22 protein-coding genes and 2 pseudogenes are annotated in these 24,112 nt (G+C 60.6%); 17 read left to right on the top strand and 7 right to left on the bottom strand.

What is annotated here, in order from left to right; genetic code table 11:
• The first annotated feature begins 195 nt into the window (after positions 1 to 195).
• The 5 genes from MOV61_RS17360 (at position 196) to MOV61_RS30485 (ending at position 4,325) form a co-directional block, all read left to right on the top strand.
• On the top strand, positions 196 to 1,695 hold the full coding sequence (locus MOV61_RS17360) for a DUF1800 family protein (protein WP_247137473.1): 1,500 nt from the start codon (positions 196 to 198) through the stop codon (positions 1,693 to 1,695).
• Between the two features lie 2 nt (positions 1,696 to 1,697).
• Entirely contained in the window at positions 1,698 to 2,921 is a 1,224-nt protein-coding gene (locus tag MOV61_RS17355; protein WP_247137472.1) for a DUF1501 domain-containing protein, read from the top strand.
• Between the two features lie 146 nt (positions 2,922 to 3,067).
• Entirely contained in the window at positions 3,068 to 3,469 is a 402-nt protein-coding gene (locus tag MOV61_RS17350) for a hypothetical protein (protein ID WP_247137471.1), read from the top strand.
• A gap of 156 nt (positions 3,470 to 3,625) precedes the next feature.
• On the top strand, positions 3,626 to 3,928 hold the full coding sequence (locus MOV61_RS30600; RefSeq protein WP_408962395.1) for a GCG_CRPN prefix-to-repeats domain-containing protein: 303 nt from the start codon (positions 3,626 to 3,628) through the stop codon (positions 3,926 to 3,928).
• Positions 3,929 to 4,139: 211 nt separating this feature from the next.
• Positions 4,140 to 4,325: a hypothetical protein gene (locus tag MOV61_RS30485; protein WP_040125526.1), complete on the top strand. Its 186-nt coding sequence runs from the start codon at positions 4,140 to 4,142 to the stop codon at positions 4,323 to 4,325.
• Between the two features lie 25 nt (positions 4,326 to 4,350).
• Here the strand turns inward: MOV61_RS30485 and MOV61_RS17345 are convergent, their stop codons facing one another.
• Positions 4,351 to 6,006: a DapH/DapD/GlmU-related protein gene (locus MOV61_RS17345; RefSeq protein WP_247137470.1), complete on the bottom strand. Its 1,656-nt coding sequence runs from the start codon at positions 6,004 to 6,006 to the stop codon at positions 4,351 to 4,353.
• Between the two features lie 279 nt (positions 6,007 to 6,285).
• Between MOV61_RS17345 and MOV61_RS17340 the strand changes: the two genes are divergently transcribed.
• Positions 6,286 to 7,023, top strand: a complete 738-nt coding sequence (locus MOV61_RS17340) for a FadR/GntR family transcriptional regulator (protein ID WP_247137469.1) — start codon at positions 6,286 to 6,288, stop codon at positions 7,021 to 7,023.
• Between the two features lie 340 nt (positions 7,024 to 7,363).
• On the opposite strand, the gene MOV61_RS17335 is transcribed toward MOV61_RS17340, so the two are convergent.
• Positions 7,364 to 8,419 carry a Fic family protein gene (locus MOV61_RS17335; protein WP_247137468.1) on the bottom strand — a complete coding sequence of 352 codons (1,056 nt, stop codon included), beginning with the start codon at positions 8,417 to 8,419 and terminating at the stop codon, positions 7,364 to 7,366.
• A gap of 225 nt (positions 8,420 to 8,644) precedes the next feature.
• Between MOV61_RS17335 and MOV61_RS17330 the strand changes: the two are divergent.
• Both MOV61_RS17330 and MOV61_RS17325 read left to right on the top strand, forming a co-directional pair.
• Positions 8,645 to 8,776, top strand: a pseudogene (locus tag MOV61_RS17330) (integrase); the annotation flags it as partial.
• Positions 8,777 to 8,800: 24 nt separating this feature from the next.
• The gene (locus tag MOV61_RS17325; RefSeq protein WP_173426782.1) at positions 8,801 to 8,938 is read left to right on the top strand and encodes a hypothetical protein; all 138 of its coding nucleotides are present in this window, start codon (positions 8,801 to 8,803) and stop codon (positions 8,936 to 8,938) included.
• 269 nt (positions 8,939 to 9,207) lie between these two features.
• Here the strand turns inward: MOV61_RS17325 and MOV61_RS17320 are convergent, their stop codons facing one another.
• Entirely contained in the window at positions 9,208 to 9,867 is a 660-nt protein-coding gene (locus MOV61_RS17320; RefSeq protein ID WP_247137467.1) for a hypothetical protein, read from the bottom strand.
• 256 nt (positions 9,868 to 10,123) lie between these two features.
• On the opposite strand from MOV61_RS17320, the gene MOV61_RS17315 reads away from it, so the two are divergent.
• Positions 10,124 to 10,363: a helix-turn-helix domain-containing protein gene (locus MOV61_RS17315; RefSeq protein ID WP_247137466.1), complete on the top strand. Its 240-nt coding sequence runs from the start codon at positions 10,124 to 10,126 to the stop codon at positions 10,361 to 10,363.
• Positions 10,364 to 10,754: 391 nt separating this feature from the next.
• Here MOV61_RS17315 and MOV61_RS17310 read toward each other — a convergent pair whose 3' ends face one another.
• Both MOV61_RS17310 and MOV61_RS17305 read right to left on the bottom strand, forming a co-directional pair.
• A complete protein-coding gene (locus MOV61_RS17310; protein ID WP_247137465.1) occupies positions 10,755 to 11,552 on the bottom strand; it encodes a discoidin domain-containing protein in 798 nt (265 codons plus the stop codon).
• A gap of 11 nt (positions 11,553 to 11,563) precedes the next feature.
• Complete coding sequence (locus MOV61_RS17305; protein ID WP_247137464.1) at positions 11,564 to 13,345, bottom strand: heparinase II/III family protein; 1,782 nt, start codon at positions 13,343 to 13,345, stop codon at positions 11,564 to 11,566.
• A gap of 220 nt (positions 13,346 to 13,565) precedes the next feature.
• Between MOV61_RS17305 and MOV61_RS17300 the strand changes: the two genes are divergently transcribed.
• The 8 genes from MOV61_RS17300 (at position 13,566) to MOV61_RS17265 (ending at position 23,227) form a co-directional block, all read left to right on the top strand.
• A complete protein-coding gene (locus tag MOV61_RS17300) occupies positions 13,566 to 14,516 on the top strand; it encodes a carbohydrate ABC transporter permease (protein WP_247137463.1) in 951 nt (316 codons plus the stop codon).
• Positions 14,517 to 14,519: 3 nt separating this feature from the next.
• Positions 14,520 to 15,356 (top strand): carbohydrate ABC transporter permease, encoded by an 837-nt coding sequence (locus tag MOV61_RS17295; RefSeq protein WP_040125532.1) that lies wholly within the window; start codon positions 14,520 to 14,522, stop codon positions 15,354 to 15,356.
• A gap of 4 nt (positions 15,357 to 15,360) precedes the next feature.
• The gene (locus tag MOV61_RS17290; RefSeq protein ID WP_247137462.1) at positions 15,361 to 16,533 is read left to right on the top strand and encodes a glycoside hydrolase family 88 protein; all 1,173 of its coding nucleotides are present in this window, start codon (positions 15,361 to 15,363) and stop codon (positions 16,531 to 16,533) included.
• 9 nt (positions 16,534 to 16,542) lie between these two features.
• Positions 16,543 to 17,652 (top strand): ABC transporter ATP-binding protein, encoded by a 1,110-nt coding sequence (locus MOV61_RS17285; RefSeq protein WP_247137461.1) that lies wholly within the window; start codon positions 16,543 to 16,545, stop codon positions 17,650 to 17,652.
• A 20-nt stretch (positions 17,653 to 17,672) separates the two neighbouring features.
• Positions 17,673 to 18,404 (top strand): DUF624 domain-containing protein, encoded by a 732-nt coding sequence (locus MOV61_RS17280; protein WP_247137460.1) that lies wholly within the window; start codon positions 17,673 to 17,675, stop codon positions 18,402 to 18,404.
• A gap of 31 nt (positions 18,405 to 18,435) precedes the next feature.
• Positions 18,436 to 19,716, top strand: coding sequence for a sugar ABC transporter substrate-binding protein (locus MOV61_RS17275; protein ID WP_247137459.1), 1,281 nt, complete (start codon positions 18,436 to 18,438; stop codon positions 19,714 to 19,716).
• Between the two features lie 64 nt (positions 19,717 to 19,780).
• Positions 19,781 to 21,640: a DUF2264 domain-containing protein gene (locus MOV61_RS17270; protein ID WP_247137458.1), complete on the top strand. Its 1,860-nt coding sequence runs from the start codon at positions 19,781 to 19,783 to the stop codon at positions 21,638 to 21,640.
• Positions 21,641 to 21,790: 150 nt separating this feature from the next.
• Entirely contained in the window at positions 21,791 to 23,227 is a 1,437-nt protein-coding gene (locus MOV61_RS17265; RefSeq protein ID WP_247137457.1) for a DUF6880 family protein, read from the top strand.
• Here the strand turns inward: MOV61_RS17265 and MOV61_RS17260 are convergent.
• Together MOV61_RS17260 and MOV61_RS17255 are read right to left on the bottom strand one after the other, a co-directional pair.
• On the bottom strand, positions 23,224 to 23,847 hold the full coding sequence (locus MOV61_RS17260) for an alpha/beta hydrolase (protein ID WP_247137456.1): 624 nt from the start codon (positions 23,845 to 23,847) through the stop codon (positions 23,224 to 23,226). The two genes, MOV61_RS17265 and MOV61_RS17260, sit on opposite strands and share 4 nt — an antisense overlap.
• Before the next feature lie 41 nt (positions 23,848 to 23,888).
• A pseudogene (locus MOV61_RS17255) lies at positions 23,889 to 24,112 on the bottom strand (acyl-CoA dehydrogenase); the annotation flags it as partial.

Raw genomic sequence — 24,112 nt, 5'->3', positions numbered from 1 at the left:
GTGCGCGCCGCCACCGAAGACCGGGCCGTGGACTTTGCGCAGGGACTGCCTCTCGAAGCCCGCCGGCGGCTGGCCGAGGGGCTGCTGGCGCGCGAGGCTCCGCGTCCAGCCACGAAATGACCACATTTGGAAAGCGACGGATTTGCCGCCTGCCGCCGTTAAAGAGCCTATGACGAAACGGAGTTCGTATCGGTTATGGCCAATTCCAAAGACATTGACGCCGCCCTGACACTTTGGCGCTTTGGCCTCGGCGCGCGCGAAGGCGATCTGCAGGCGATCAAGGACGACCCCCGCGATCTTCTGCGGCAGGAGGTGGTTGAATGTTATACGCCGACGCCCGTCGGGCCGGCACTGCGTTCCAGCGCCGACCTGCTGATGTCCCTGATCGAGTACAACAAGGAAATTCAGGCCGAGCGCGACCGTCCTGCCGCGGCGCCAATGCCCGGTCCGCAGCCGGTCGCAACAGCCGCCGGCAACGCCATGGTGGCAACCCGCCCCACCGGCGGCATGATGGATCCGGGGGCGATGGCAGCTCCATCCTCGCAACCGGACAAGAAAGCAACACCGGCTTCGAAACGCCCGTATCTTCCCCAGCAGATCCTCATTGCCGAGGCTGATGCCCGGTTCAACGGCACGATACACCAGCCGTTGATCGGTTTCGGCGAACGGCTCGCGATGTTTTGGGCAAACCATTTCGCAATTGCCACCGGCAAGGGCGGCGACGTGCATATCATGGCCGGAGCCTTCGAACGCGAAGCGATACGCCCGCATGTCTTCGGCCGCTTCGAAGACATGCTGCTTGCGGTCGAGAGCCATCCGGCCATGCTGTATTTCCTCGATAACCATCAATCGATCGGCCCGAATTCGCAGGCCAACAAGAACGGAAAACGTGGGCTCAACGAAAACCTCGCCCGCGAGATCATGGAGTTGCACACGCTGGGGGTAAATGGCGGTTACGATCAGGCCGACGTGACATCGCTTGCGCGTATCATCACCGGCTGGACGATCTACCGCGACGAAAAACGTCCCGGCCCGATGGGAAGTTTCGTCTTCAATAGCTCTGCGCACGAGCCCGGCGACCATCCGGTGATGGGGATGACCTATGCCGAGGACGGCGTGGAACAGGGGCGTTCCGCACTTCGCGACCTCGCCCGCCACCCAGCCACGGCCAAACACATCGCCTTCAAGCTCGTTCGACATTTCGTGGCGGACGAGCCACCGGCCGGCATCGTCCGCAAAGTCGCTGCGGCTTACACGAAGACACACGGCGACCTTTCTGCCGTCTACAAGGCGCTGATCGACAGCGAGGAAGCCTGGAACCCTGAATTGTCCAAGATGCGACCGCCGCTCGACTACGTGGTGGCGATGATCCGGGCAACAGGTCTCAGGCCAAAACCCGAGCAGATCATGTCCACCCTCAACGCGCTCGGTCAGCCATTCTGGAACCCTTCCGGCCCGAACGGTTTCTCCGATGTCACGGATGGCTGGGCTTCGTCTGAAGGTCTTGCCACCCGGATCGACGCCGCCAGCATTTTCGCCCATCAGGCAAGCGGGACCACGGATCCGAGAGAATTCGTCAAGGACCGGTTGGGACTGCTTCTTTCTGCTGAAACGCTGCAGGCGGTGGCGCGGGCCGAAACCAAGGCCCAGGGCCTGTCGATCGCATTCCTTTCCCCCGAATTTCAGAGGCGTTGATCATGTTGTGCGAACAAATTTCCCCGACCCGTCGTGCCGTTCTGGGCGCTTCCGGCGCGCTCTTCGCCTGGGCCTTCATGCCCCGCTTCGCCCATGCCGCCGGCGGGCGGGACCCGCGTTTCGTGACGATCATTCTGCGCGGTGCGCTGGATGGGCTGACGGCGGTCCCGCCAATCGGCGATCCGGACTATGAAGCATTGAGGCAACAGAGCGCCATGCGGGTCGATGGAGCCAATGCGGCACTGCCGCTTGACGGCTTCTTCGCCCTGCATCCTTCGATGCGCAACTTTCAGCGTCTTTTCCGCGCCGGGCAGGCCGCCGTCGTGCATGCCAGTGCGTCCGCCTATAGAGACCGCTCGCATTTCGACGGGCAGGACGTCCTGGAATCCGGCTTTCCGTCGCCGGGCCATGTCGAAACCGGCTGGCTCAATAGATTGCTCGAAGGATTGCCGCCGGGTGAAAGGGTGGCGCCAGGCGCCACCGAACGCGTGCGGGGGCTGTCGGTCGGAACGACTGCGGCGCTCCTCATCCGCGGCAAGGCGCCGGTGCTCGGTTGGGCGCCTTCCATCCTGAAACCGGCGGACGGCGATCTCGCTCCCCGTCTGGCCGATCTTTACGGGCAGAAGGATCCGGTTCTCGCCCGCCTTCTCCAGGAAGGGATCGACACCGGGAAAATCGCTTCCGGCATCGACATCAAGGCGCGCGGAGGTCCGGGAGACCCGAACGGCATGGAACAGATGGCGAGAGGCGCTGCACGGCTGATCGCCCATCCTGAAGGCCCCCGCGTCGCGGCTCTGGCTTTCGAGGGATGGGATACCCACGCTCAGGAAACCGATCGGCTGGCAAAATTGCTGACTGGCCTCGACAACGCGCTCGCCGCGTTCGAGCAGGAGCTCGGCCCGGTCTGGAAGGATACCGCGATCCTCGTCGCGACGGAGTTCGGCCGGACGGCCCGCATCAACGGAACCGAAGGCACCGACCATGGCACGGGCACGACAGCCTTTCTTGCCGGTGGAGCGATCCGCGGCGGCCGGGTCATCACCGACTGGCCCGGATTGAAGGAAGCGCAATTGCGCGACGGCCGCGACCTTGCGCCAACCACCGACATCCGGGCGATTATCAAGGGTGTCGCAACCGATCTGCTCGGCGCGAACGCCAACCATCTCCGCGACGTGGTTTTCCCCGGCTCGGACGGTGTTCAGGCAGTAAAGGGCCTGATCGTGTGAAGGCATCTGCATAACCTGGTCCCCCAAATGACAGCTATGCCGACATCCTGGTGAGTTCGGAGCGTTGCAACTTCTCTGTACCAGGGGCGCCTGGAACAAACCAAGCCGGTGATTGTTGTTGGCCATCCGCAATCGGAGGTCACGACATGAAACTTCTGGTGATAACGGCCGCAGCCGTTCTTTCGCTGTCGGCTAACTTCACGTTAGCGCAGGAGACGCCCAATGCGTCTCCTGGCGCACCACCGCCGGCTGAGGCAGATCGCTCCCCGAAGGCGCCGTCGCCTGTCACTCGAGAACTTGACGCAGACAGGGACGGAAACGAATGGCGGATGGCACCCATGGCAGACCGTTCACCGCCACGGGAGCGGGGCGCGCGGTTCCGCATCGAGAACGGCCGGACCACGATCGACCTGCGTTGCGCCGACGGCGAACCGACGAAGGATTGCGCGGATCTTCTCCTGCAGGTGCTGGACCGGCTGCAACGAGGAAACTCTTCGTACGATTCCGACTCTCGCGACTACGGCCGGGACCGCTCACGTGATCGCTGAAGCGGGGCCAAGGTAGCAGATCTTTTCCAGGGCGTTTCAGCTTAAGGCGGCGCGGAAGCGACCACAGAGAAGCTGAAGCACAGATGAATACGGACTTCAGCAACGGTTCAACGACCTTGCCGCAATCTGTCACCGTGTGCACTCTGGAGGAAACCGATGCGCAGGATTATCTTGGCGGCCAGTCTGGCCGCAGCTTGTCTGTTCGGCGGCGTGGCGAACGCCATGCCAATTGGCGACATTGTCGTCCCCACGAAGCCAATCGCCGAAAAAGTCGACTGGGCTTGCGGCCGTGGTTACCACATGAACCCGTGGGGCGATTGCCGCCCCAACCGCTGGCGCCCGCCACCGCCGCCGCGCTATTATAGCCATCGGTGGGACCGTCGTGATCGATGGGACGACCGGGGACCGCCGCGCTGGGAAGGTCGAGGTTACTGGCGCGATCGCCGGGACTGGCGTTGAAATGAGAAAGGCCCTTCTGTTCTGCAGAGGGGCTTTTTTTCTTGGTCACGCCGGCTGCGATGACCGGGCATTACGTCTCCGAGACCGGACGGGCGGAAACAATGTTCTCCTCCCCCCGACAAGTCGGGGTTGGCCGCTTAAGTTCAATTTTTGCCACTCCCAGCGAACATTCACGAGCCCGGATCGTTGTGTAGCCAGGAGGAAAACGGCCATGAAAAAGGACAGCAATCGACAGGTCAGGATCCCTGGGCCGCGTGATCACGATGTCGCAGAACACTGCCGGAAGAATGGGATGAGGCCGGAAGACGAGAGGAAGATGCTGAGGCTGCTGGGAAAGCACGCCCCTGCCCATGAGATCCACTCGAACTCTCCGCCGCGACCACCGCGGTTCCGTTAATGAGCGGCAATGGCGCTTCAGATGGCTACAGCCCCATTCCCGCCGGCCGCGTCCGATGCACCCCCTTTGGAACGAAAGCGAATTGTTCGGCAATGCCCAACAGGTCCGCAGCAAGGTGCAGCGCCGCAAGCCACATCTCGGTACCCTGCAAGCTTCCTGCCTGGCCGTCGGCGAAGGCAAAACCTCGTTTCGGCTGCCACCGGTCCGGCGATTGCAGGATGATGTCTTCGGCCACGGTTTCCGCGTGGCTGCGCATGAAATCCGTTTGTTTGAGGCACAGCCAAAGCGGATGGACCGTGTCGAGCAGATTGCAGGCCGTATAGGTTGGGCCGGAAAAACCACCATTGTTTCGGTAATGCAAAATAACGGAGTTGATCGCGGCTTCGGGAAAAGGAACAGGAATGCCGAACTGGGCATGGGCTCCACGGGTGAGGCGATAAAAGCCGTTGACCGGTTGCAGTAGCCCTTGTTCCGCGGTCGGTTTTCCCCATAACCCGGTCGAACGATCGGCATGGGTGGTCAGCCAGCCAAAGAGGATTTCCTTGCCCCTGCCGCTCCTGAAATACCGCGCGTTGAAATAGAGCGCAGTGGCGATAGCGTCCACCCGGTCGCCGCACCACCATGCGCGGGTGCTCCAAGGCAAGGCCTCCAGCCAGTCGCATAACGCAACGGCGTCCATTTCGACGCCGGAGATCGGGTGAGACGGGTGGGCGCCGAGTATCTCCAGCGCATAACCGACCGCCAGCACGTTATAGAGAGAAGGAGAATCATCGCGGATGTTCTTCGCAGGGTCAGGGGGCCGAAACGGATCGGGAAAGAAGCCGGTCGCCGGGTCCTGCAGCGCCTGCAGACGATCGATGATCGCCTTCGCCTCATTCCCCGCAGGCTGTTCTCCAAAACCGGCGGCGATCTCGATCGCATCGCATTCATGCCTGACGCTCATGCGCGCGATGCCGTCGGCGTCCATCGACAGATAGCCGTCCGGTGTCAGATGCTGTTCCAGCACATCCCGCCACTCAGCTTCCGCCACCTTGCTGATCCGCAGCAGCGCCTGCTTCACCTCCGCACGACGCGATTTTCCAGCGGCTGTCGTTTCCCCACGACGGCGCACGACTTTGGCCGGCACCCCCGCCGCGATTGCCAGATCTGGAATGTCCTTGGTGACAACAGCCCCGGCGGCGATAACCGCACCCCTACCGATCGTCACGCCGTCCAGAATGACCGCATTGGCACCGATCCAGACATCATCGCCGATCGTAATGCCGCGCGTCTCATGAGGCTGATCGTTGATCGGGATGTGCGGATCGTCGAAGCCATGATTGAAACCGACGATCGACACCAGCGAGGCAATACGCACGCCGTTTCCGCACCGGACCTTTCCGGAGATGCATGCGTAGGGGTTGACCGAACAATGGGCGCCGATTTCCACGTCTCCCCGCACGAGGGCGTGCCCCGCAATCCAGGAACGATCGCCGAGGATCAGGGATGATGTGAAAATGCGGGCCTCGCTTGCGATGTAAGCGCTGTCTGCGATCCGCGCCCCGGCGGACCGCGCCAGTTTTTCCTTCAGCCTCTTTTGCAGATCGCTTTGAATATCCGCAGGCCTGCGTTCCCAGGTGAGGAATTGCAGCCTGGCTTCCCGATCCAACTCGGATTCGGGAACTTCTGGATCTGTCCGCATCTCGTCACTCGTTTGCACGCCGGCTTCATGCTCGAAAAGGCCGACAGGGTCGGAAAGCGATGGCCGATGTCATCATACCAATTTTTGACACTCGCCGAGTTGACGAAATACAGCAGACGAATTTAAGCGTCCAGCTTTTGTTTTCGATCTCCGCCGACGCCGATCAATGCCTCTCAACGCAAATGGAATTCACTCCCGCATTGATATGAGCCTGAATTTGTCATACACGTGTGATGAATACGGCGCGGACGCGTCGCGTCGTTGCAGCGGGGATTGAGCGTGACAACCCAGATCAAGGATCGGAACAAGGGATCGGGATCGCTGGTGTCACGGGTCGGCGAAAGTCTTCGGACGGCAATTGCCAGCGGTCAGTACTCGCCCGGCGACAAACTCCCAAGCGAAGCCGAACTGACGGAAACCCACGGCGTAAGCCGGACTGTGGTCCGCGAAGCGGTCGCGGCGCTCAGATCGGACGGGCTTGTCGAAGTGCGCCAAGGCGCGGGAATTTATGTGCTCAGCCAGGAGACTTCCGCTCCTTCCGGCCGGAAAATCGACCGGGCGCGCGTATCGTCCGATCTGGAGGTGCTCGAGGTGCGGGCTCCGCTTGAGATCGAGGCTGCCGGTCTGGCGGCGATGCGCCGGTCGCCGGCGCAGGAAGAGGCAATCTTCGATTGTCATCGGCATATTCTGCAATGCATCGAGCAGAATGAATCGATCCGTGAGGCGGATCTTGCGCTGCATTTCGCCATCGCCGACGCCACGAACAATCCGCTGTTCCGGCAGCATCTGGAATTTCACGGCACCGCGGCCATTCCGCAATCGAGGGCGACGCCCGGCGAACGGTCCGGAGAACAGTCCGCCTACCGCCGCATGATCCATACGGAACATGAAGCGATCGTCGTGGCGATCTCCGATCGCAACGAGGAAGCGGCGCGCAATGCCATGCGCGACCACCTGAGAGGCAGCCAGATCCGCTATCGGGATGTGCTGAGGGATTTCAAAGCGTTTTCAAGCTGATGCTCCAGTAGGCCAGCCGCATGGCCGGCCCGGCTCTTGGGCCCCAATCCGCTGTGAACAGCACCGAAGGTTGATCGTTTGAAAATGCGGCAAGCGCCTGACTTAACTTGCAAACTCGCAACGAGGGCGGAGACATCATCGGCGACGATCGTGACCACACCCGATCTGCATTTCATCTCAGTAGATCAAGGCTCTGCGGGACCGATCATAGGGGTCAACCATCGACGCTGATTCACAGCCTCGATGGCAGTAGCGAAGGCCGGGGGACGATCGGACCGCACCCCGGGGTCCCGTTAACGCCAATTTTAGCTCACTGGCGGTCCGCCATTCATTTTCTTGGTCAGCTCAGGCCGTACCAGGTACCGCGGCCCGCTCCATGAAGGGTTAGATGTCCCTGCTCGTTTAATGCGCGCAGATGATCCTTGACGGTATTTCTGCTTGCGCCTGTGGCCTTGGCCGCGTCCATCACGGTCACTCTTCCACGCTCGCGGGCCAATTCGAGAATTGCGATGGACAGCTCCGGCAGATCACCAAGAAGGATGCGCTCGCGTTCGATCTTGCGCTCCAGCCGCTGTTTCTGCCGCTGCAGGCTTCGCAGGAAGAACTCGACCCACGGATTCCAATCCTGCTCATCGGTTCGGATCGTGCCCTGTGTCCGTCGCAGAGCAAGATAATACGCTTCCTTGTTTTGCTCGATGACGCTTTCGAGGGAGCTATAGGGCACATAGGAATAACCGGCCCGAAGCAGGAGCAAGGTGGTCAAGGCGCGCGAGAGCCGGCCATTGCCGTCCTGAAATGGATGGATCTCGAGAAAAACGACGACAAAAACCGCCACGATGAGCAACGGATGAAACGTACCATCCTTCTCCTGAGCCTGTTGCCAGGCCACCAGGTCGGCCATCCGGCCCGGCGTATCGAAAGGCGATGCCGTCGCAAAGACGATGCCAAGGCTATGGCCGTCTTCGTCGAACGCTTCGACATTGTTGGAGAGCGTCTTCCAACTTCCCCGATGCCGCTCATCCTTGGTCGAGTGAATGAGCAGGTCCCGATGGAGTTGGCGGATATGGTTTTCGTTCAGGGAGATCTCTTCGAAAGCGGAAAAGATAGTTTCCATCACCTCGGCATAGCCTGCGACTTCCTGTTCGTGACGGCTGGTGAAAGAGCCGATGCGCAGATTCGAGAGTAGCCTCTCGACCTCGCGGTCGTTCAGTTTTGCTCCCTCGATACGGGTTGACGATCCGATGCTCTCGATCGTTGCAACCCGGCGCAGGCTGGACAGTCGGTCGGGCGCGATCCGTCCCAACGCTCGCCAGGCGCCTTTGAACTCGTCAATCTCGGCGATCAGCGACAGGATTTCAGGCGTGATGCGCAGTTTGAATAGATCGAGCGCCGGCATCCATTAGTCCATCCATTTCCATCCACAAAGGATATGGCACAACGGCATCCATTAATCCATCCATTTCCATCCAATAAGCCGGCTTTGAACCAATTGCTGGAAAAGATCGGTCTTCGCAGTCATCGATGCGGTGGCCTATGACAACAGGTCCGGAATGGCGCCGACCATGCTGACGATAGTGATGGCTTTCGGTGGATCGATGAGCTTTGGTGCACGTGATGGGGCGGCTTACGTGACCGGGCCATGCTGCTGATCGGCTTTGCCGGCGGCCTACGCCGTTCGGAGATCGTCGAGCTCGACTGCGGCCGCGACCTAACCGAAGACGGCCGTGGCTGGATCGACATCCTCGACAAGGGATGCTGGTGACGCTACGAAGCCCTGATGCAGATCGGTCGGGAAGCTCTTGCCGAGAGCCGTCTCCTCGGTCTGCCGATCTCTGCCAAGGATCTCGAAACCGAGGCCAAGGATCGGGCGGAACAGAAATACGAAGAACCGGCGCATGCTTCCATGAGGCAGTAATCGCTTCATGCCGGAACTGTCGTGCATTATCCTCGGTGGGCCGAACGGCTCCCGCAAATCATCCGCCTTCGCCAAGCTCAAGCTCGAAGGCGTCTGGAATCGAAGGAGCGCCGAGCATCTGAGATCGCCCTGCGCCAGTCGGCTTTCGTCCGCCCCTCAGGGGATGTGTTGGTGTCTCGCTCATCACTGACGCGCCAGAGGCCCGACCCGACAAAGAGCGGCTCGCCTCTAAGGCCTGAAACCGGTCCGGGTCATCTTCCCCCTCTTATTTATTCTTTTACTTGCATCGCAGGCGGACCTGCACAAACCCGCACAAGATCGGCAAGGATCGTCCGCAGCTCCGGCCACGGCGCTTCCTCTAGGGCAGAGCGTGGATCCTCCATTTCCAGGAGGGAATGCAGCTTCACCGCGGCGCCGGCGACAGATTGAGGCACCGCGCTCCACAATTCCTTTGCCAAAGCCTCCTCGACATCTGCGATCTCCTCCTCTGCTTTTTTCGCCCGGGTATATCCGACCCGCCTGTCCGCCTTCTTCCATTCGCTCCGGCTTGCCGCCAACGCGGCCCTCGCTTGCCGCCGCATTTCATCCTGATCAGCGTTCGGCAAAAGACGGTCGATCTCCCGACCGGAATAGGCCCATATGAAACCACAGTCTTCGGAGAGTGGGACTTTGATGCGGGGGAAACTACCGAGTTCTCGAAGCAACTCCGTTTCAAGTTTTTGCTGCTGGCGGCAGGCTTCTCCGCAGAGCCTATGGGCAACCAGCCAATCTCTCCAAAGTGATACCACCGGATCGTCTTGCCCCGATCTCTCCGCCCGCACCACCGCACCTGCCGGGGCGGGCGCGGCTGCGATCGAAGCCGCAGCACGGGACAGAAAGTTTCTGCGCATGGTCTCGGGGGAGACATCCTTATTCCCGGAGGAGGCCATTGGAACCGCCTCCGATCAAAACGACGTCTGTGAGCATCGCCCCCGGGTACGGCGCAGGTGATTTTCGGCGGGTGATTGCAGACAAAGTTCTGCTATTCTCAGAATCAGCCATGATCCAAGCTCCAAACAGCTAGATTGTGGTCAGGCCAGAGGGGATGTTACCGCATTTCCTTTGGCCGACTGCATCAATGCAGGCCCCAACTATATCGTGTAATCGTGGCGGATCAACAATATTCGCCTAAAATAGGCGATTTTAATGCTGCCGGTTCAATGCAGGATGGCTCGTGCAGCCCTTGGATTAGCTATTGCTGACCTAGCAAAATTAGCCGGTGTCTCCACTAACACCGTCGTTCGCTTCGAAACCGGCGCGGAACTCAAACAATCGACAATTGACGCGCTTCGATCCGTCTTCCAGGATGCGGGCCTCGAGTTCATCGCCGAAAACGGTGGAGGAGCTGGCGTGCGATTTTCAAAGCCAGCGGGAGCCGAGAAATAAGCGGTCATCACCGACTCAAAGAGGACACCAGCTCCAGTCGGGATATTGGTTCCGGCTAGATGGGGGCTGTGGCGAGACCGTTTGGCAAAGAAGCAGAGGCCATTCCGCCTGCCTCCCGAAATTATCGTGGACCGAGTGGGGCGGATGCTTCGGCATCCAACGCGGCCTTCTCACTTGCACGCCGGCCTCCTCACGCTGCAACGCCGATGGACGTCCAGGGGAGGGGATCGCACTTTCTCTCATGTGCATCGATCCGATGCTCGCCTGCCCCTGACTTTACTCGCAACCAGGGCGGGGCCATCATCGGCGCCGATCGTCAGCCACCTGATCTGCATTTCATCTCCGTAGATCAAGGCTTTACGCGACCGATCATAGGGAGCAACCTTCGCCGCTAATTCACATAATCCGCCTCGCGTCCCCAGACTTCGATCTGGGTCAGCGCCGGAAAGGGCGACGGGTCGTCGGCCTTGATCAGGCTGTGCAGTCTGATCCATTCCACGGTCTGCTCCCTTACCGGGAAACACTGAGCCGCCCCCGTCTTGACCAGCGAGAAACATGCGGTCTCGGCGTTGGAAAAGGTGACGCTTACTTTTTCCCACCAGGCGTCGTGCGGAAAGTCGGCTCGCAGGTAGAGGACGATTTCGTCGATTTTCACCGGCCGGCCGAAATCGAGCGTCAGCGTCGCCTCGGGATCGCGATTGATCCCCCAGCTCGTGTAGGGCCAGAAGCCATGATCGTCGTTCGCCTTTTCGCCGTCGATGGCGTTGCGCGCGGCAAAGACCGCCTCCCCGCGCGTCTCCACATTCGCCTTGGCGTGCGGAAAGATAGAGGCGTTGGCGTGATCATCCCATGGATTGAACGCCAGGTTCCGACGTGCCCCGATTTCGTCCGGCCGCGCCTTGCGCACGCATAATCTATGAATCTTGCCGTCGAAGGCCCGCGGAGAATAGGGAATGCGTTTGGGACCAAAGGGGACCCCGAGCGCATAGGTCGGCCCCTTCATATAGACGATCGCGGGCGTCATCGCGTCGTCGAGCGCGAGCACGAGATACCCCGGCGCGGACGCTTCGACGACGACCTGATCGCCTTCGTTGTAGCTGTCGCGATAAACGAGATACGCCTCGTCCGTGCCCGTTGCCTTGGCGCGAACCTCGCCCGCCACATCCACGACTTTCAGTGTCAGTTCCATGCTCGTCCTCCTCAGACGATCCGCAGTTTCAGGCAGGTCCCGGCAAAGGGGATGCGCAGTCGATAAATCCTTGGGGGCCAGGAGAGCCGCAGGCGGGCATCGTCGATATCGATTGCCTCGACCTCGATCTCGCCGGCTCCTTCAAGGTCGATGCGGCCGAGACCGTCGAAATGAACGGCACGGTCGATGATCGGCTCGACGCAGGTCATCAGAGAAAGCACCGCCGGCAGGCTGCCCTCGTGGATATCCACGACCTCGATCTCCTGCCCGCGCCGAAGCGTGACGGTTCGCCGATAGGATTGTACGCGGGCCTCGACCGGATAGGCGGACGTTATATCCAGCGATATCTGCGCCTGTTTTTCGGCGAACTCAGCGTGGACATTCCGCGCCGAAAAATCCGCGCCATGTGCCTGGCCGATATCGCCGAAAGTCGGCAGGTTGTGGAAGCCCGACTGCATGGTCCAGATATCGTACCGCTCGGAAGAGAACGTTTTTGCCGTGTAGGTTTCGACGCCGACGTCGATCAGGAACGGCTTGCCGTCCTTATAGACCGTCAGGCTGCCGACATCGTTGTGGTTATGGCTTTCGCCGTTGTTGCCGCCTTTGACGGCGAGCGCAAAGTGATCATCGCGGGCAACGAACAGGCCAATTCCCGGATAGAACACATCGCCTGCCGGCTTCGGTTGTCCACCGATTGCCGGCGTTGCCAACAGTTCCTGCACCCGGTACCAGAGGTTCCACTCCTCCGGCAGATGTTCATGCTCCGACGACAGCCGGTCGTGCGCGGCAAATGCCGCCAAGACATCGGAGCCAACGGCCCTGCCAAAGAGATATTCGCGCACCGTGCAGGGCTCCATGACGGCGGCGGAATCGGCAAAATTGAAATACCGGCGGCCGGCCACATGCACGTTGACGATATATTCCGCCATGCTGCGGATTTTTGGCGCCTTCCAGAGCGGCGTCATCGAAGCTGGCGCAACCTTGTCGAGGATGGCCATCGCCCCGGCCATGCAGAGCGCCGCATGGCGATAATAGACCACGCCCTCCTCGCAGGCCCCGTCCTCCGCGTAATCCTTGATGAAGGCGTCCAGGCTGGAAAGGGCCTTTGCGGCGACCTGCCGCCGCAGGTCCTGTCCCGTCTTCAGGGCAAAGGCCGAAAGCAGGACGTTCTGCGTTATCCAGGCCGTCCAGTTGTTCATTCGCTCCGTGCCGTTGCCCATCCACCAGAAATGCCGGTCGAGATAGGGCAGCAATATGCGCACCCGGATCTCCCGCTCGATCCGGGCGACGATCTGCGGGCTGACCTCGTCGAGCCGATCTTTCATCAGAGCCGCCACGGTCGCCAGCAGGGCACCCGTCTCCGCCGCAAACAGATCGATGACCGGCTGCTCCGCATCCGGCAATGCAAACCGCTGCCCGCCTCGTTCGTACGCGTTGTGGGCCGGTAGCTGCCAGCCGCTTTCCTCACAGATCAGGAAGACACCGTCGATGATCGCATCGATGAAACGCCCCGTGCCCTCGAGAAGCTCGGCGAGAACTAGGTCGTTCAACATCCGTCGCCGCGAAAAATACAGCGCTTCAAAGCGCGAGCGGTTCCCGTTCAGCGAATATTCGCGATAGTCAGACGCCTTGATTATCGACCACGGCCGACCAAGCGCCGTCTCCGCATCCCGGATGACCGCGAAGCGCATATCATCCGATACGGCATCCCAAGCGGCCCGGTCGCCGATCGGCGCGCCGGGCATGAAGTCCGCCAAAACCGGCGGCAACGACCCGGCGATCTCGCTGAACATCAACCTTCCTCCATGCGACCGATAAACGACCTCATTCGCCACCTATCATACGTATTTTAAGATGACTACAGAATTCATATGATTTATCCATAAATTTGTTTGACCAATGTGAGAGATGTGCTATCCCCTCGGTAGGGAGGCGGCACGCTCGTGACACGATGGCGAGCCGTGGATAGCCCTTGGGCGTCGATCGGAGCATCCTGGTTCGAGGAGGGATAAAGTGTCCATATCGAATTCGACCATCGCCGCAGGTGATGCGCCGGCCGCGTCCCGGCCGTCGAGCAAGGTGTTGTCGCGCCGCCGGCGCAAGATCCAGAGCGCGCTGGTCGCCTACTCCTTCATCGCCCCGAATTTCCTCGGCTTTGCCGTCTTCACGCTCGGCCCGATCTTGTTCGCCTTCGTGCTGGCGTTCATGCACTGGGACGGCTCGAATGCGATCACCTTCGCCGGTCTCGACAATTTCTGGCGGCTGTTCGAAGACAAGGTCTTCATTGCCGCATTCTGGAACACGATCATCTATACGGTCGTATCCGTCCCCGCGACGCTCGCCTGCGCGCTCGGTCTGGCGATCCTGCTGAACCAGAAGATCGTCGGACGCGACTTCTTCCGCACCGCGATGTTCTTTCCCTACGTCGCCTCGCTGGTAGCCGTCGCCGTGGTCTGGAACATGATCTTCAATCCCGAAATGGGACCGGTGAACATGATCCTCTATACGCTCGGCCTGGACCCCAAGGACATGCCGGGCTGGGCAGCCGACCGGCATTGGGCGATGGTGACGGTCATCCTCTTCGGCGTCTGGAAGAGCATGGGTTATTACATGGTTATCTACCTCGCCGGGCTGCAGGGCATCAATTCTGAACTCTACGAGGCGGCCGATCTCGATGGCGCCAGTTCGTGGCAGAAATTTCTCTATGTCACCGTGCCGCAGCTCGGGCCGACGACTTTCTTCGTCACGGTCATGCTGACCATCCAGTCGTTCAAGGTCTTCGATCAGATCTACATGATCACCCAGGGCGGGCCCGGCACCTCGACGCTGGTCCTCGTTTATCACATCTACAACGAAGCCTTCATTTCCTGGGACCTCGGTTACTCCAGCATGATTGCGCTCGTTCTTTTCTTTCTCGTACTGGCGGTCACGGTCGTCCAGTTCCGCCGACAGAGGGAGGATTGATCCGTGAAGATTGCCGGTCGCAAGGTCACCGCCAAGAGCATTGCAGTCTATGCGACGGTCATCGTCATCACCGCCGTGATGCTGATGCCTTTCGCCTGGATGCTGTCAGCCTCGCTGAAGCTCAGCCGAGATGTCTTCGTATTCCCGATCGAGTGGATTCCGTCGCAACCGCAGTGGCAGAACTACGTGGACATCTGGACGAAGATCCCGCTCGGGCTGTTCATCTACAACACATCGAAGCTGACGATCATCGTCACCCTGCTTCAGCTGCTGACGTCGAGTTTTGCGGCCTATGCCTTTGCCAAGCTCGATTTCCCCTACAAGAACACGCTTTTCCTTGGCTATATCGCGACCATTGCCATGCCCTGGCAGGTCTACATGGTGCCGCAGTTCCTGCTGATGCGCGAATTCGGCTTGAACAACACCCATCTGGCGCTGATCTGCCTGCAGGCCTTCACCGCTTTCGGCGTTTTCCTCATGCGGCAGTTCTACATGTCGATCCCGACGGAGCTTTGCGAAGCGGCGCGCATCGACGGCATGAACGAATATCAGATCTGGGCGCGCATCATGCTGCCGCTGTCGAAGCCCGCACTTTCGACGCTGACCATCTTCACTTTCGTCACCACCTGGAACGACTTTCTCGGTCCGATGATCTACCTGACCAAGACGGAGCTGAAGACGATCCAGATCGGCCTGCGCATGTTCATCTCGCAATATTCCGCCGAATACGGGCTGATCATGGCGGCATCGGTCGTCGCCCTCATTCCCGTTTTGATCGTCTTCCTGTCGCTGCAGCGCTTCTTCGTCGAAGGCGTCGCCTCGTCGGGCCTCAAGGGTTAATGTCATGAATGCTGTAACGCAGATCGCTCCCCAACCGATCACCGATGCCGAGGTCAAGGCGGCGCTCGATCTCGCCGTCGCCCAGATCCGGCGCAATCTGCCGGCCTTCACCTACGCGTGCCAGAACCATTCCAGTGTCGGCAATTTTTATCCCGCCGTCGAGAATACCCAGTGGACCGCCGGTTTCTGGCCGGGAGAAATCTGGCTGGCGTTCGAGCACACCGGCGACAAGGTTTTTCAGCATGCGGCGCAGATCCAGGTGCAGAGCTTCCTGCACCGGATCGAGAACCGCATCGAGACCGACCACCACGACATGGGCTTTCTCTATTCGCCCTCCTGCATCGCGGCGTGGAAGCTGGTGGGCGATGAGGACGGGCGCAAGGCCGCCATCCTGGCCGCGGACCAGCTTATCGAGCGCTTCCAGCCGATCGGCCAGTTCATCCAGGCCTGGGGTCGCAAGGGTGTCGCGGAGGAATATCGCTACATCATCGACTGCCTGCTGAACCTGCCGTTGCTCTATTGGGCAAGCCGCGAGACGGGTGATGACAAATACCGCGACGTCGCGCTCATCCATGCGCGCACGACGCTGGCAAATTCGGTCAGGCCGGACAATTCCACCTATCATACGTTCTACATGGATCCGGTTACCGGTGCGCCCGTGCGCGGTGCGACGAAACAGGGCTACAAGGACGACAGCTTCTGGGCGCGCGGGCAGGCCTGGGGCATTGCCGGAATGGCGCTTTCCTATCGCTACGAGCCGATCGACGAATATCGCAAAACGTTCGATCGGCTTCTCGATTTTTATCTGAGGAAGCTGCCGTCCGACATGGTGCCCTACTGGGATCTGGTGTTCTCCGACGGAGATGGCGAGCCGCGCGATAGTTCGTCGGCCTCGATCGTCGCCTGCGGACTGCTCGAAATGGCCGAGCTTGTCGAGGCCGATGTCGCCGCGCATTACCGCGAGCTGGCGCGGCGCATGATGAAGAGCCTTTCCGAGCACTACGCGGTCAAGGACCCGGCCATGTCCAACGGCCTTGTCCTTAACGGAACCTATTCGAAAAAATCGCCCTACAACACCTGCCGCGGCGAAGGCGTCGACGAGTGCGTCTCCTGGGGCGACTATTATTACATGGAAGCCCTGACGCGCCTCTCGCGCGCCTGGTCTTCCTATTGGTGAGAGAATCCGATGGCCAGCATTTCACTGAAAAAACTGAACAAGTCCTATGGCGCCCTCACCGTTGTCCATGACATCGATCTGGAGATCGCCGACAAGGAATTCATCATTCTCGTCGGGCCTTCGGGTTGCGGCAAATCGACGACGCTGCGGATGATCGCCGGGTTGGAGGAGATCTCCGGCGGCGAGCTCCAGATCGGCGGCGACCTGATGAACGATGTGCCGTCGAAGGACCGCGACATCGCCATGGTCTTCCAGAATTATGCGCTTTATCCGCATATGACCGTCTACAAGAATATGGCTTTCGGCCTGCAGCTTCGGAAAGTGTCCCGGGATTTCATCGACAGCCAGGTTCAGGACGCCGCAAAAATCCTCGACATCACGCACCTTCTCAACCGCAAGCCGAAGGCTCTGTCCGGCGGCCAGCGCCAGCGCGTCGCGCTCGGGCGTGCCATGGTGCGCAATCCGGCAGTTTTCCTGCTGGACGAACCGCTGTCCAATCTCGACGCCAAGCTTCGCGGCACCATGCGCGCCGAGATCACCAAGCTGCACAAGCGTCTGCATGCCACCTTCATCTACGTCACCCACGACCAGATCGAGGCGATGACCATGGCGGATCGCATCGTGGTGATGAAGGACGGGCATATCCAGCAGGTTGACACGCCGCAGAACCTCTACGATCGGCCGGTCAACATGTTCGTCGCCGGCTTCATCGGCGCACCGCAGATGAACATGATGCCATCCGTGATCGAGCGGCGCGGCGACAGATATTTTGCCGCGTTCGACGGGCGGGAACTGCCATTGCCGGCGCATTTCGACAAAAGCCGCATCGCCCCCTACGAAGGCCGCGAGCTTGTCATCGGCATCCGGCCCGAGAATTTCCACGAATTGCCGCCGGCCGATATCGCGCCGGAAAACCTGGCGCCCTTCAGCGCCGTCATGGAACTTGCCGAACCGATGGGCTCGGAAATCCATCTCAACATCGTCGCCGGCGGGCGCAGCTTGATCGCGCGCGTGTCGCCACGGTTCAAGGGCGCGATCGGCGACGAGGTCAAGCTGGTCGTCGACACGACCAATATGCAGTTGTTCGACAAGGAAACGGAGCGCTCGATCCTTTATTAGGCGAGCGGGAGGAAACGGCCATGCAGTGGCTGCGCAACATGTGGACGAAGGAAGGACCGGGCATTCCGAAGAATGCGCCGAAGAAGACCGGTCTTGCCCTTTTCGCCGATACGGTCGCGCGCGAATGGTGGGAGATGGTCAAATTGAACATCCTGTTCATTCTGGCCGCACTCTTCGTCGTCACCATTCCCGCTGCAATCGCTGCGACCGCCCGCGTTTCGGTCGCCTTCGTCGAAGACCGCAACGCCTATCTCCTGCGGGATTTCGTCGAAGCGTTTTTCCGATATTTCTGGCGCGCGACTGCCTGGGGGCTGGCCTTCACCCTTGCCATCGGACTCGGCGTCTATTCGCTAATCACCTATGCGACGGCCGCCAAAGACAATCTCGTCCTGGCCCTGCCGCTGACGATCGCGCTGATCGCAACGGTTTTCATCGTCGTGGTGGCCTGCCACCTCGTCGTGCTGATGGTGATGCGCGATCTTTCGGCGCCAGTGCTGCTGCGGCTGGCAGCCGTCGCGTCGGTCGTCCGTCCGCTGCCGGCGCTCGGCGCGCTTGCATTCGTGGCTGCGCTCTGGCTCGCCCATATCGTCTTTTATCCGGTGTCCGTGTTCATGCCGGCCACCCTCAACTTTTCACTCGGAATGTTCGCCGTCACATTCGGCGTCCATCGGGCAGCGGTCATGGTTCTAGCCCTGCCAATGGCAATACAGGCGCATCGCGAACCGCAAGCTGGTGACGCTAAGCATATCTAATCCAGAGACACTTCAGGGAAGGAGAACGGAAATGTATTTGGGGAAATTCGGGAGATCGGTGAGGTTCGCGATGGCGGGTCTCGCCATGGCAACGTCGATCGCGGGATCGGCATACGCACAGTCGAGCAATGCCGTGACGCTCAAATGGGCGCTGTGGGATTGGGACAAGGTGGCTTATTACAAGCCGCTGATCGCCGCATACCAGGCCAAGAATCCGAACGTCAAGTTCGAGTCCGTGGACCTCGGTTCGCAGGACTACCAGCAGATGATCGCCACGCAGCTCGCGGGCGGCTCCAAGGATATCGACATCGTCACCGTCAAGGACGTTCCGAACTACACGAACCTCGTCCGTGCCGGCTCGATCTCGGACCTCTCCGGCTTCATGACGGAACAGAAGATCGACCCGGCGGCGTTCGGCGGCCTCGTCGACGAACTCAAGATCGACGGCAAGATCTATGCCCTGCCGTTCCGCTCGGATTTCTGGGTCGTCTATTACAACAAGGACATTTTCGACAAGGCCGGGGTTACCTACCCGACCAACGACATGACCTGGGCGCAGTTCGACCAGATCGCCACGAAGCTCGCCGGCGGCATGGGTGCCAACAAGACCTACGGGGCGCTCTTCCACACGTGGCGCTCCACGGTTCAGCTGCCGGGCATCCTCGACGGCAAAAAGACGCTGGCGGGGCCGGATTACGCTTTCCTGAAGCCATGGTATGAGCGTGCGCTTGCCCTGCAGAAGGCCGGCGTCGTTCCGTCCTATGCGTCGCTGAAGACCTCCAACACCCACTACTCGGCGCTGTTCTTCAACAGCACGATCGGCATGCTGCCGATGGGTACCTGGTTCGTCGGCACCCAGATCGCCAAGGTCGCCTCCGGCGAGTCGAAGAGCAAGAACTGGGGGATCGTGAAGTTCCCGCATCCGGATGGCGTTGCAGCAGGCACAACCGCAGCGCAGATTTCCGGTCTCGCGGTCAACACCAACTCCGCTCACAAGGCCGAGGTGCTCGACTTCATCAAGTTCGTCACCGGCCCGGAAGGTGCGGCCATCATCGCCGGCACCGGCACGATCCCGACCGTCCGTACGCCGGAAGTCACCGCCAAGATCGCATCCCTACCCGGCTTCCCCCAGGATCAGGCGAGCAAGGACGCACTGCAGTCCGGCAAGTCCTTCCTGGAGATGGCCGTCAATCCGAATGCCGCGAAGATCGAGGTTGTTCTCAACCGCGCGCATGACTCGATCATGACCGACAACATCTCCATCGACGACGGCCTGAAGGAAATGACCGACGGCGTGAAGGCCATCAAGTAACAGCCCGACCCGCGGAGGCCACGTCCTCCGCGGGTCCCTCTTTCGATAAATAAATGGTTTGCCCGTGATCTACGACCCAGTCCGAGCCAATCCCCTTTGGGGAAACCCTCTTCTTTCCCGAGATGATCTTGGCAAGGCGGTGCTGGATCTGTTCAAACCGCTTCTTCCCTATTTTTCCGAAGGCGGCGCACGGGTCCGCCTGAGCGCGACCGGCGCGCATTTCGATCGCGCTGCGGCTGATCTTGAAGGTTTTGCCCGGCCGCTCTGGGGGATCGTACCGCTCGCAGCCGGAGGCCATGATTTCCCGCATTGGGACCTCTACCGCCGCGGCCTCGCAAACGGCGCCGATCCGTCTCATCCGGAATATTGGGGCGACATTTCCGACCGCGACCAGCGTCAGGTGGAACTGGCGGCGGTCGGTTTTGCGCTTGCCATGGTGCCCGAACACATCTGGAATCCACTTGGCGAGGGAGAGAAGAGAACCGTCGCAGCCTACCTCCTGTCGGCCCGCGACAAGGAATTCATCGACAACAACTGGAAATTCTTCCGAGTTCTCATCGATCTCGGCCTGACACGCGTCGGCATAAGCTTCGACCGATCCATGACGGAGAAATATCTCGACGAGACCGAGGCCTTCCGGTTGGGCGAAGGCTGGTATCGCGACGGGCCGGTCAAACGCGTCGATCACTATATCCCCTTCGCCCTGCATTTTTATGCGCTGATCTATTCGGTGCTCGCGAAGGGCGACACCATGCGCGGCGATGCCTATCGCGAGCGTGCCCGTGTCTTTACGCAGGATATCCGCCACTGGTTCGGCCCGGATGGCGCCGCGCTTGCCTTCGGGCGCAGCCAGACATACCGGTTTGCTGCTGGTGGCTTCTGGGGCGCATTGGCATTTGCGGGCGTCGAGGCCCTGCCCTGGGCTGAGATCAAGGGCTACTACATGCGCCATATCCGCTGGTGGTCGAAGCTTCCGATCGCCGACCGGGACGGGGTGCTGTCGATCGGCTACGGTTATCCCAATCTCCTGATGAGCGAGAGCTACAACTCTGCCTGCTCGCCCTATTGGGCGCTGAAATTCTTTCTGCCCCTGGCTCTGCCCGCCGACCATCCGTTCTGGGTGGCAGAAGAAGCGCCAGCACCCGCCTTTACGGATCCGGTTCCGCTCAAGGAACCAGGCATGGTCGCCATGCATACGCCCGGCAACGTGGTCGTCCTCGCCTCCGGCCAGCAGCACGACAAGATGCGCGGCGCCCACGAGAAGTACTCGAAATTCGTCTATTCCACGCGCTATGCCTTCAACATCGAGGCCAACGACCGGCATTTCGCCGCGTCAAGTTTTGACGGCATGCTGGGCCTTTCCGACGACGGCGTGCATTTCCGCATGCGCGAGACGCTCGAGCAGGCGCTGATCGCCGGCGACAGGCTCTATTCCCGCTGGAAACCCTGGAGCGATGTCACAGTGGAGACCTGGCTGGTGCCGGCCAATCCCTGGCATATCCGTATCCACCGCATTGTCACGCCCCGTGCCCTGCAAACGACGGAGGGCGGCTTTGCCATTGAACAGGCGGATTTCCAGGCCGATATCGCCAGCCGAGGCGAAGGCCTGGCGGCGTGGTATGGTCAGACCGACACAAGTGCAATCATCGACCTCTCACCTGCCTTCAGGCGGGAGGGCCATGCCATGAGCCCGATCGCCAATACCAATCTCATTCACGCAAAGACGCTTCTTCCCCAGCTCCGTGGACAGGTCGAGGCAGGGACGACGCTGCTCGCCGCAGCGGTCATCGCGCTCCCCAATACCGAGATGGACCCGGCTTTTCTGCAGTCTGTCCCGGTCTGCCCGGATCTGGCGGAACTGGAACGACTGTTCCGCGCGAAAGGAGACGTGGTCCCCGCCTTCGACCTCGCGGGCGGCAAGTGATCGGGTAAGCCACGGTGCCGTGATCCCTGCTTCTGAGCCAAACAGCCGCATGCCTTTTCTCAGGTGTCTAAAAATCTGTCGGCCACGCCAAGCCGTCTTGCGCCAATCGACCGCGAGGCTAGTGTTGGGTACAAACGACAGCGGAAATCGATGGCAGCCAAGACCACACTCAATGCGAAGAACCTGGAAGCACTCGGCGCGCCGCGCCTGGCCGAATTGCTGATCGAGATCAGCACCGGCAGCGCGGCAAACAAACGACGGCTTCGCATGGAGCTTGCCGGCAACCACAGCAGCGCCGAGGTCGCCCGCGAAGTGCGCAAACGGCTCGCAAGCATCGCCCGTTCCCGAACCTTCATAAACTGGCGCAAGGTGAAGGGGCTCAAGACGGACCTGGAAACGCAGCGGAAGACGATCGTCGATGTCGTTGCCCGCGACGATCCGAAGGAGGCGTTGGAGCTTATCTGGCAATTCCTGGCGCTTGCCGATCCGGTGTTTGAGAGATCCGACGACGGCAGCGGCTCGATCATCGAGAGCTTTCACGACGCGTGCGCGGATGCCGGCGCGATCGCGAAGTCTTCAGGCGTCGAGAAGGACGCCCTTGCCGACAAGATCTTCGCAGCGGTGCTGAACAACGGCTATGGCCAATATGACCCGCTGATTGCGGCTATGGCGCCTGCGCTCGGCGGAGACGGTCTTGAACGACTCAAGGTTCTGTTGGGGCAGTGGTCGAAGGAGCCTGAGGACAAGATCGCCGAGAGCGATCGCCGCGTCATCGGCTGGAGCAGCAATGGGCCGATCTACGAAGACCAGGTCTACGGCAATCACCAGGAACTGCTGGTACGTATCGCCTTGCAGGAAATCGCTGATGCTCAGGGCGACGTGGATGCGTATATCGCCCAGCAGCCGGAAAAGACCCGCAGGTCGCCCTTGGTGGCAACGGACATCACCCGCCGGCTGCTTTCCGCGGGACGAGCCGCCGAAGCGCTCGAAATATTGGACGCCATCGACGGACGAGGCCATGCCGACACTCCGATCGAATGGCAGCTTGCCCGCACCGAGGTGCTCGAAGCCCTGGGGCGCGCGGACGAAGCCCAAGCGGATCGATGGAAGTGGTTCGAGCACTCGCTGAACGACGTACACCTGCGCGCGTTTATCCGCCGGCTGCCGGACTTCGACGACATGGAGGCCGAGGAAAAGGCGTTCGCTTATGCCCAGGCTTTTCCGGAGGTCCATCGAGCCCTTACTTTTTTCCTGCGCTGGCCAGCGATCGGCGAGGCGGCCAGGCTCGTGTTGAAGCGCAAGGCGGAACTCGATGGCGATCTCTATGAGCTGATGACGGCGGCAGCGGACGCTCTGGCGCAGAAACACCCACTTGCTGCAACGATCGTCCTGCGTTCGATGATCGACTTCACGCTCGATAGAGCACGGTCGAGCCGCAACCGCTATGCAGCGCAGCATCTTATGGCATGCGCATCGCTTGCCCCGCATGTCGACGACTTCGGCAGCGTCGAATCTCATCACGCGTATGTCGCGGGACTGAAGGACCGGCACGGTAAAAAGCACGGCTTCTGGAGTTTGATAACCTAAGTCACCGGCAGGCGGCCGCCATCGACGGCGTTGATCGTGGCCCGATCGGTATGCGCCGCGCTGGTTCCCTTTGAGTGGGCATCCGATCTTCCTCCTTTCAATCTGTTGAAAAAGGAATACGCCTCGGGCCAGCGCCCGAAACCGCTTGCGATGTTGATGTGTCCCGCAAACCCGATCGTTGTCAGATCGCTGCCCCAGCCACGGACATGGCGTTCGAGATCCGGCATGCTCATATAGGGATCGTTCAGACTGCCTATGACGAGGCTTGGAAAGGGAAGCCGGGCAAGCGGTTCGTGCCCGAACTCGATCATGCAGGGATGACGCCGCAAAGTCACTTCCAGGGAGCACGGTGCGACAAGTAAGGCACCGCGTATCTTCTCCACATTGCCGCGTCCGGCATAGCTCGCCGCCAGCAGGCATCCGAGGCTATGCGCAACGAGGAAGGCGCCTTCCACCACCGAAAGCGCCCTGTCCAGCTCCGCCTGCCAATCCTCGATGACGGGACAGTTCCAATCCTGCTGCTCGACGATCGAGGCGCTGGAGTGCTCCGTTGCCCAATGGCGCTGCCAGTGTCCTTCGGGCGAGCCGTTGAGACCGGGCAAGATCAGGGTCGGGAACATGTAAACCTCCAGGACTTATTGCAACCGCGCCGAAGTCAATTTCAGAACACCCTTCCTTCCTTGAGATGCGTCGTCGTACCGTTGATGAGATAATCGCCGACCACCCTCGACTTATGCAGAAGCGGATTGTGGTTGAGGACAGTGCGGATATTGCGCCAGTGACGGTCGAAATTGTTGTTGCGGGAGGTCGCCGAGCCGCCGCCGAGCTCGAACATGCGCTCGGCGCTGCGGGGGCCGAGCTGGCCGAGCACGAGCTGGGTGCGTG

Source organism: Neorhizobium sp. BETTINA12A (assembly GCF_023006485.1).
In the GTDB taxonomy this organism is placed as follows: domain Bacteria; phylum Pseudomonadota; class Alphaproteobacteria; order Rhizobiales; family Rhizobiaceae; genus Neorhizobium.
This window is presented reverse-complemented; position numbering and strand designations above follow the sequence as displayed.

Bases quoted from the DNA above. Each gene is read 5' to 3' on its own strand.
- MOV61_RS17360 (WP_247137473.1), top strand. From the start codon at position 196: ATGGCCAATTCCAAAGACATTGACGCCGCCCTGACACTTTGGCGCTTT.
- MOV61_RS17355 (WP_247137472.1), top strand. From the start codon at position 1,698: ATGTTGTGCGAACAAATTTCCCCGACCCGTCGTGCCGTTCTGGGCGCT.
- MOV61_RS17350 (WP_247137471.1), top strand. From the start codon at position 3,068: ATGAAACTTCTGGTGATAACGGCCGCAGCCGTTCTTTCGCTGTCGGCT.
- MOV61_RS30600 (WP_408962395.1), top strand. From the start codon at position 3,626: ATGCGCAGGATTATCTTGGCGGCCAGTCTGGCCGCAGCTTGTCTGTTC.
- MOV61_RS30485 (WP_040125526.1), top strand. From the start codon at position 4,140: ATGAAAAAGGACAGCAATCGACAGGTCAGGATCCCTGGGCCGCGTGAT.
- MOV61_RS17345 (WP_247137470.1), bottom strand. From the start codon at position 6,006: ATGCGGACAGATCCAGAAGTTCCCGAATCCGAGTTGGATCGGGAAGCC.
- MOV61_RS17335 (WP_247137468.1), bottom strand. From the start codon at position 8,419: ATGCCGGCGCTCGATCTATTCAAACTGCGCATCACGCCTGAAATCCTG.
- MOV61_RS17325 (WP_173426782.1), top strand. From the start codon at position 8,801: ATGCAGATCGGTCGGGAAGCTCTTGCCGAGAGCCGTCTCCTCGGTCTG.
- MOV61_RS17320 (WP_247137467.1), bottom strand. From the start codon at position 9,867: ATGGCCTCCTCCGGGAATAAGGATGTCTCCCCCGAGACCATGCGCAGA.
- MOV61_RS17315 (WP_247137466.1), top strand. From the start codon at position 10,124: ATGCTGCCGGTTCAATGCAGGATGGCTCGTGCAGCCCTTGGATTAGCT.
- MOV61_RS17310 (WP_247137465.1), bottom strand. From the start codon at position 11,552: ATGGAACTGACACTGAAAGTCGTGGATGTGGCGGGCGAGGTTCGCGCC.
- MOV61_RS17305 (WP_247137464.1), bottom strand. From the start codon at position 13,345: ATGTTCAGCGAGATCGCCGGGTCGTTGCCGCCGGTTTTGGCGGACTTC.
- MOV61_RS17290 (WP_247137462.1), top strand. From the start codon at position 15,361: ATGAATGCTGTAACGCAGATCGCTCCCCAACCGATCACCGATGCCGAG.
- MOV61_RS17285 (WP_247137461.1), top strand. From the start codon at position 16,543: ATGGCCAGCATTTCACTGAAAAAACTGAACAAGTCCTATGGCGCCCTC.
- MOV61_RS17280 (WP_247137460.1), top strand. From the start codon at position 17,673: ATGCAGTGGCTGCGCAACATGTGGACGAAGGAAGGACCGGGCATTCCG.
- MOV61_RS17275 (WP_247137459.1), top strand. From the start codon at position 18,436: ATGTATTTGGGGAAATTCGGGAGATCGGTGAGGTTCGCGATGGCGGGT.
- MOV61_RS17265 (WP_247137457.1), top strand. From the start codon at position 21,791: ATGGCAGCCAAGACCACACTCAATGCGAAGAACCTGGAAGCACTCGGC.
- MOV61_RS17260 (WP_247137456.1), bottom strand. From the start codon at position 23,847: ATGTTCCCGACCCTGATCTTGCCCGGTCTCAACGGCTCGCCCGAAGGA.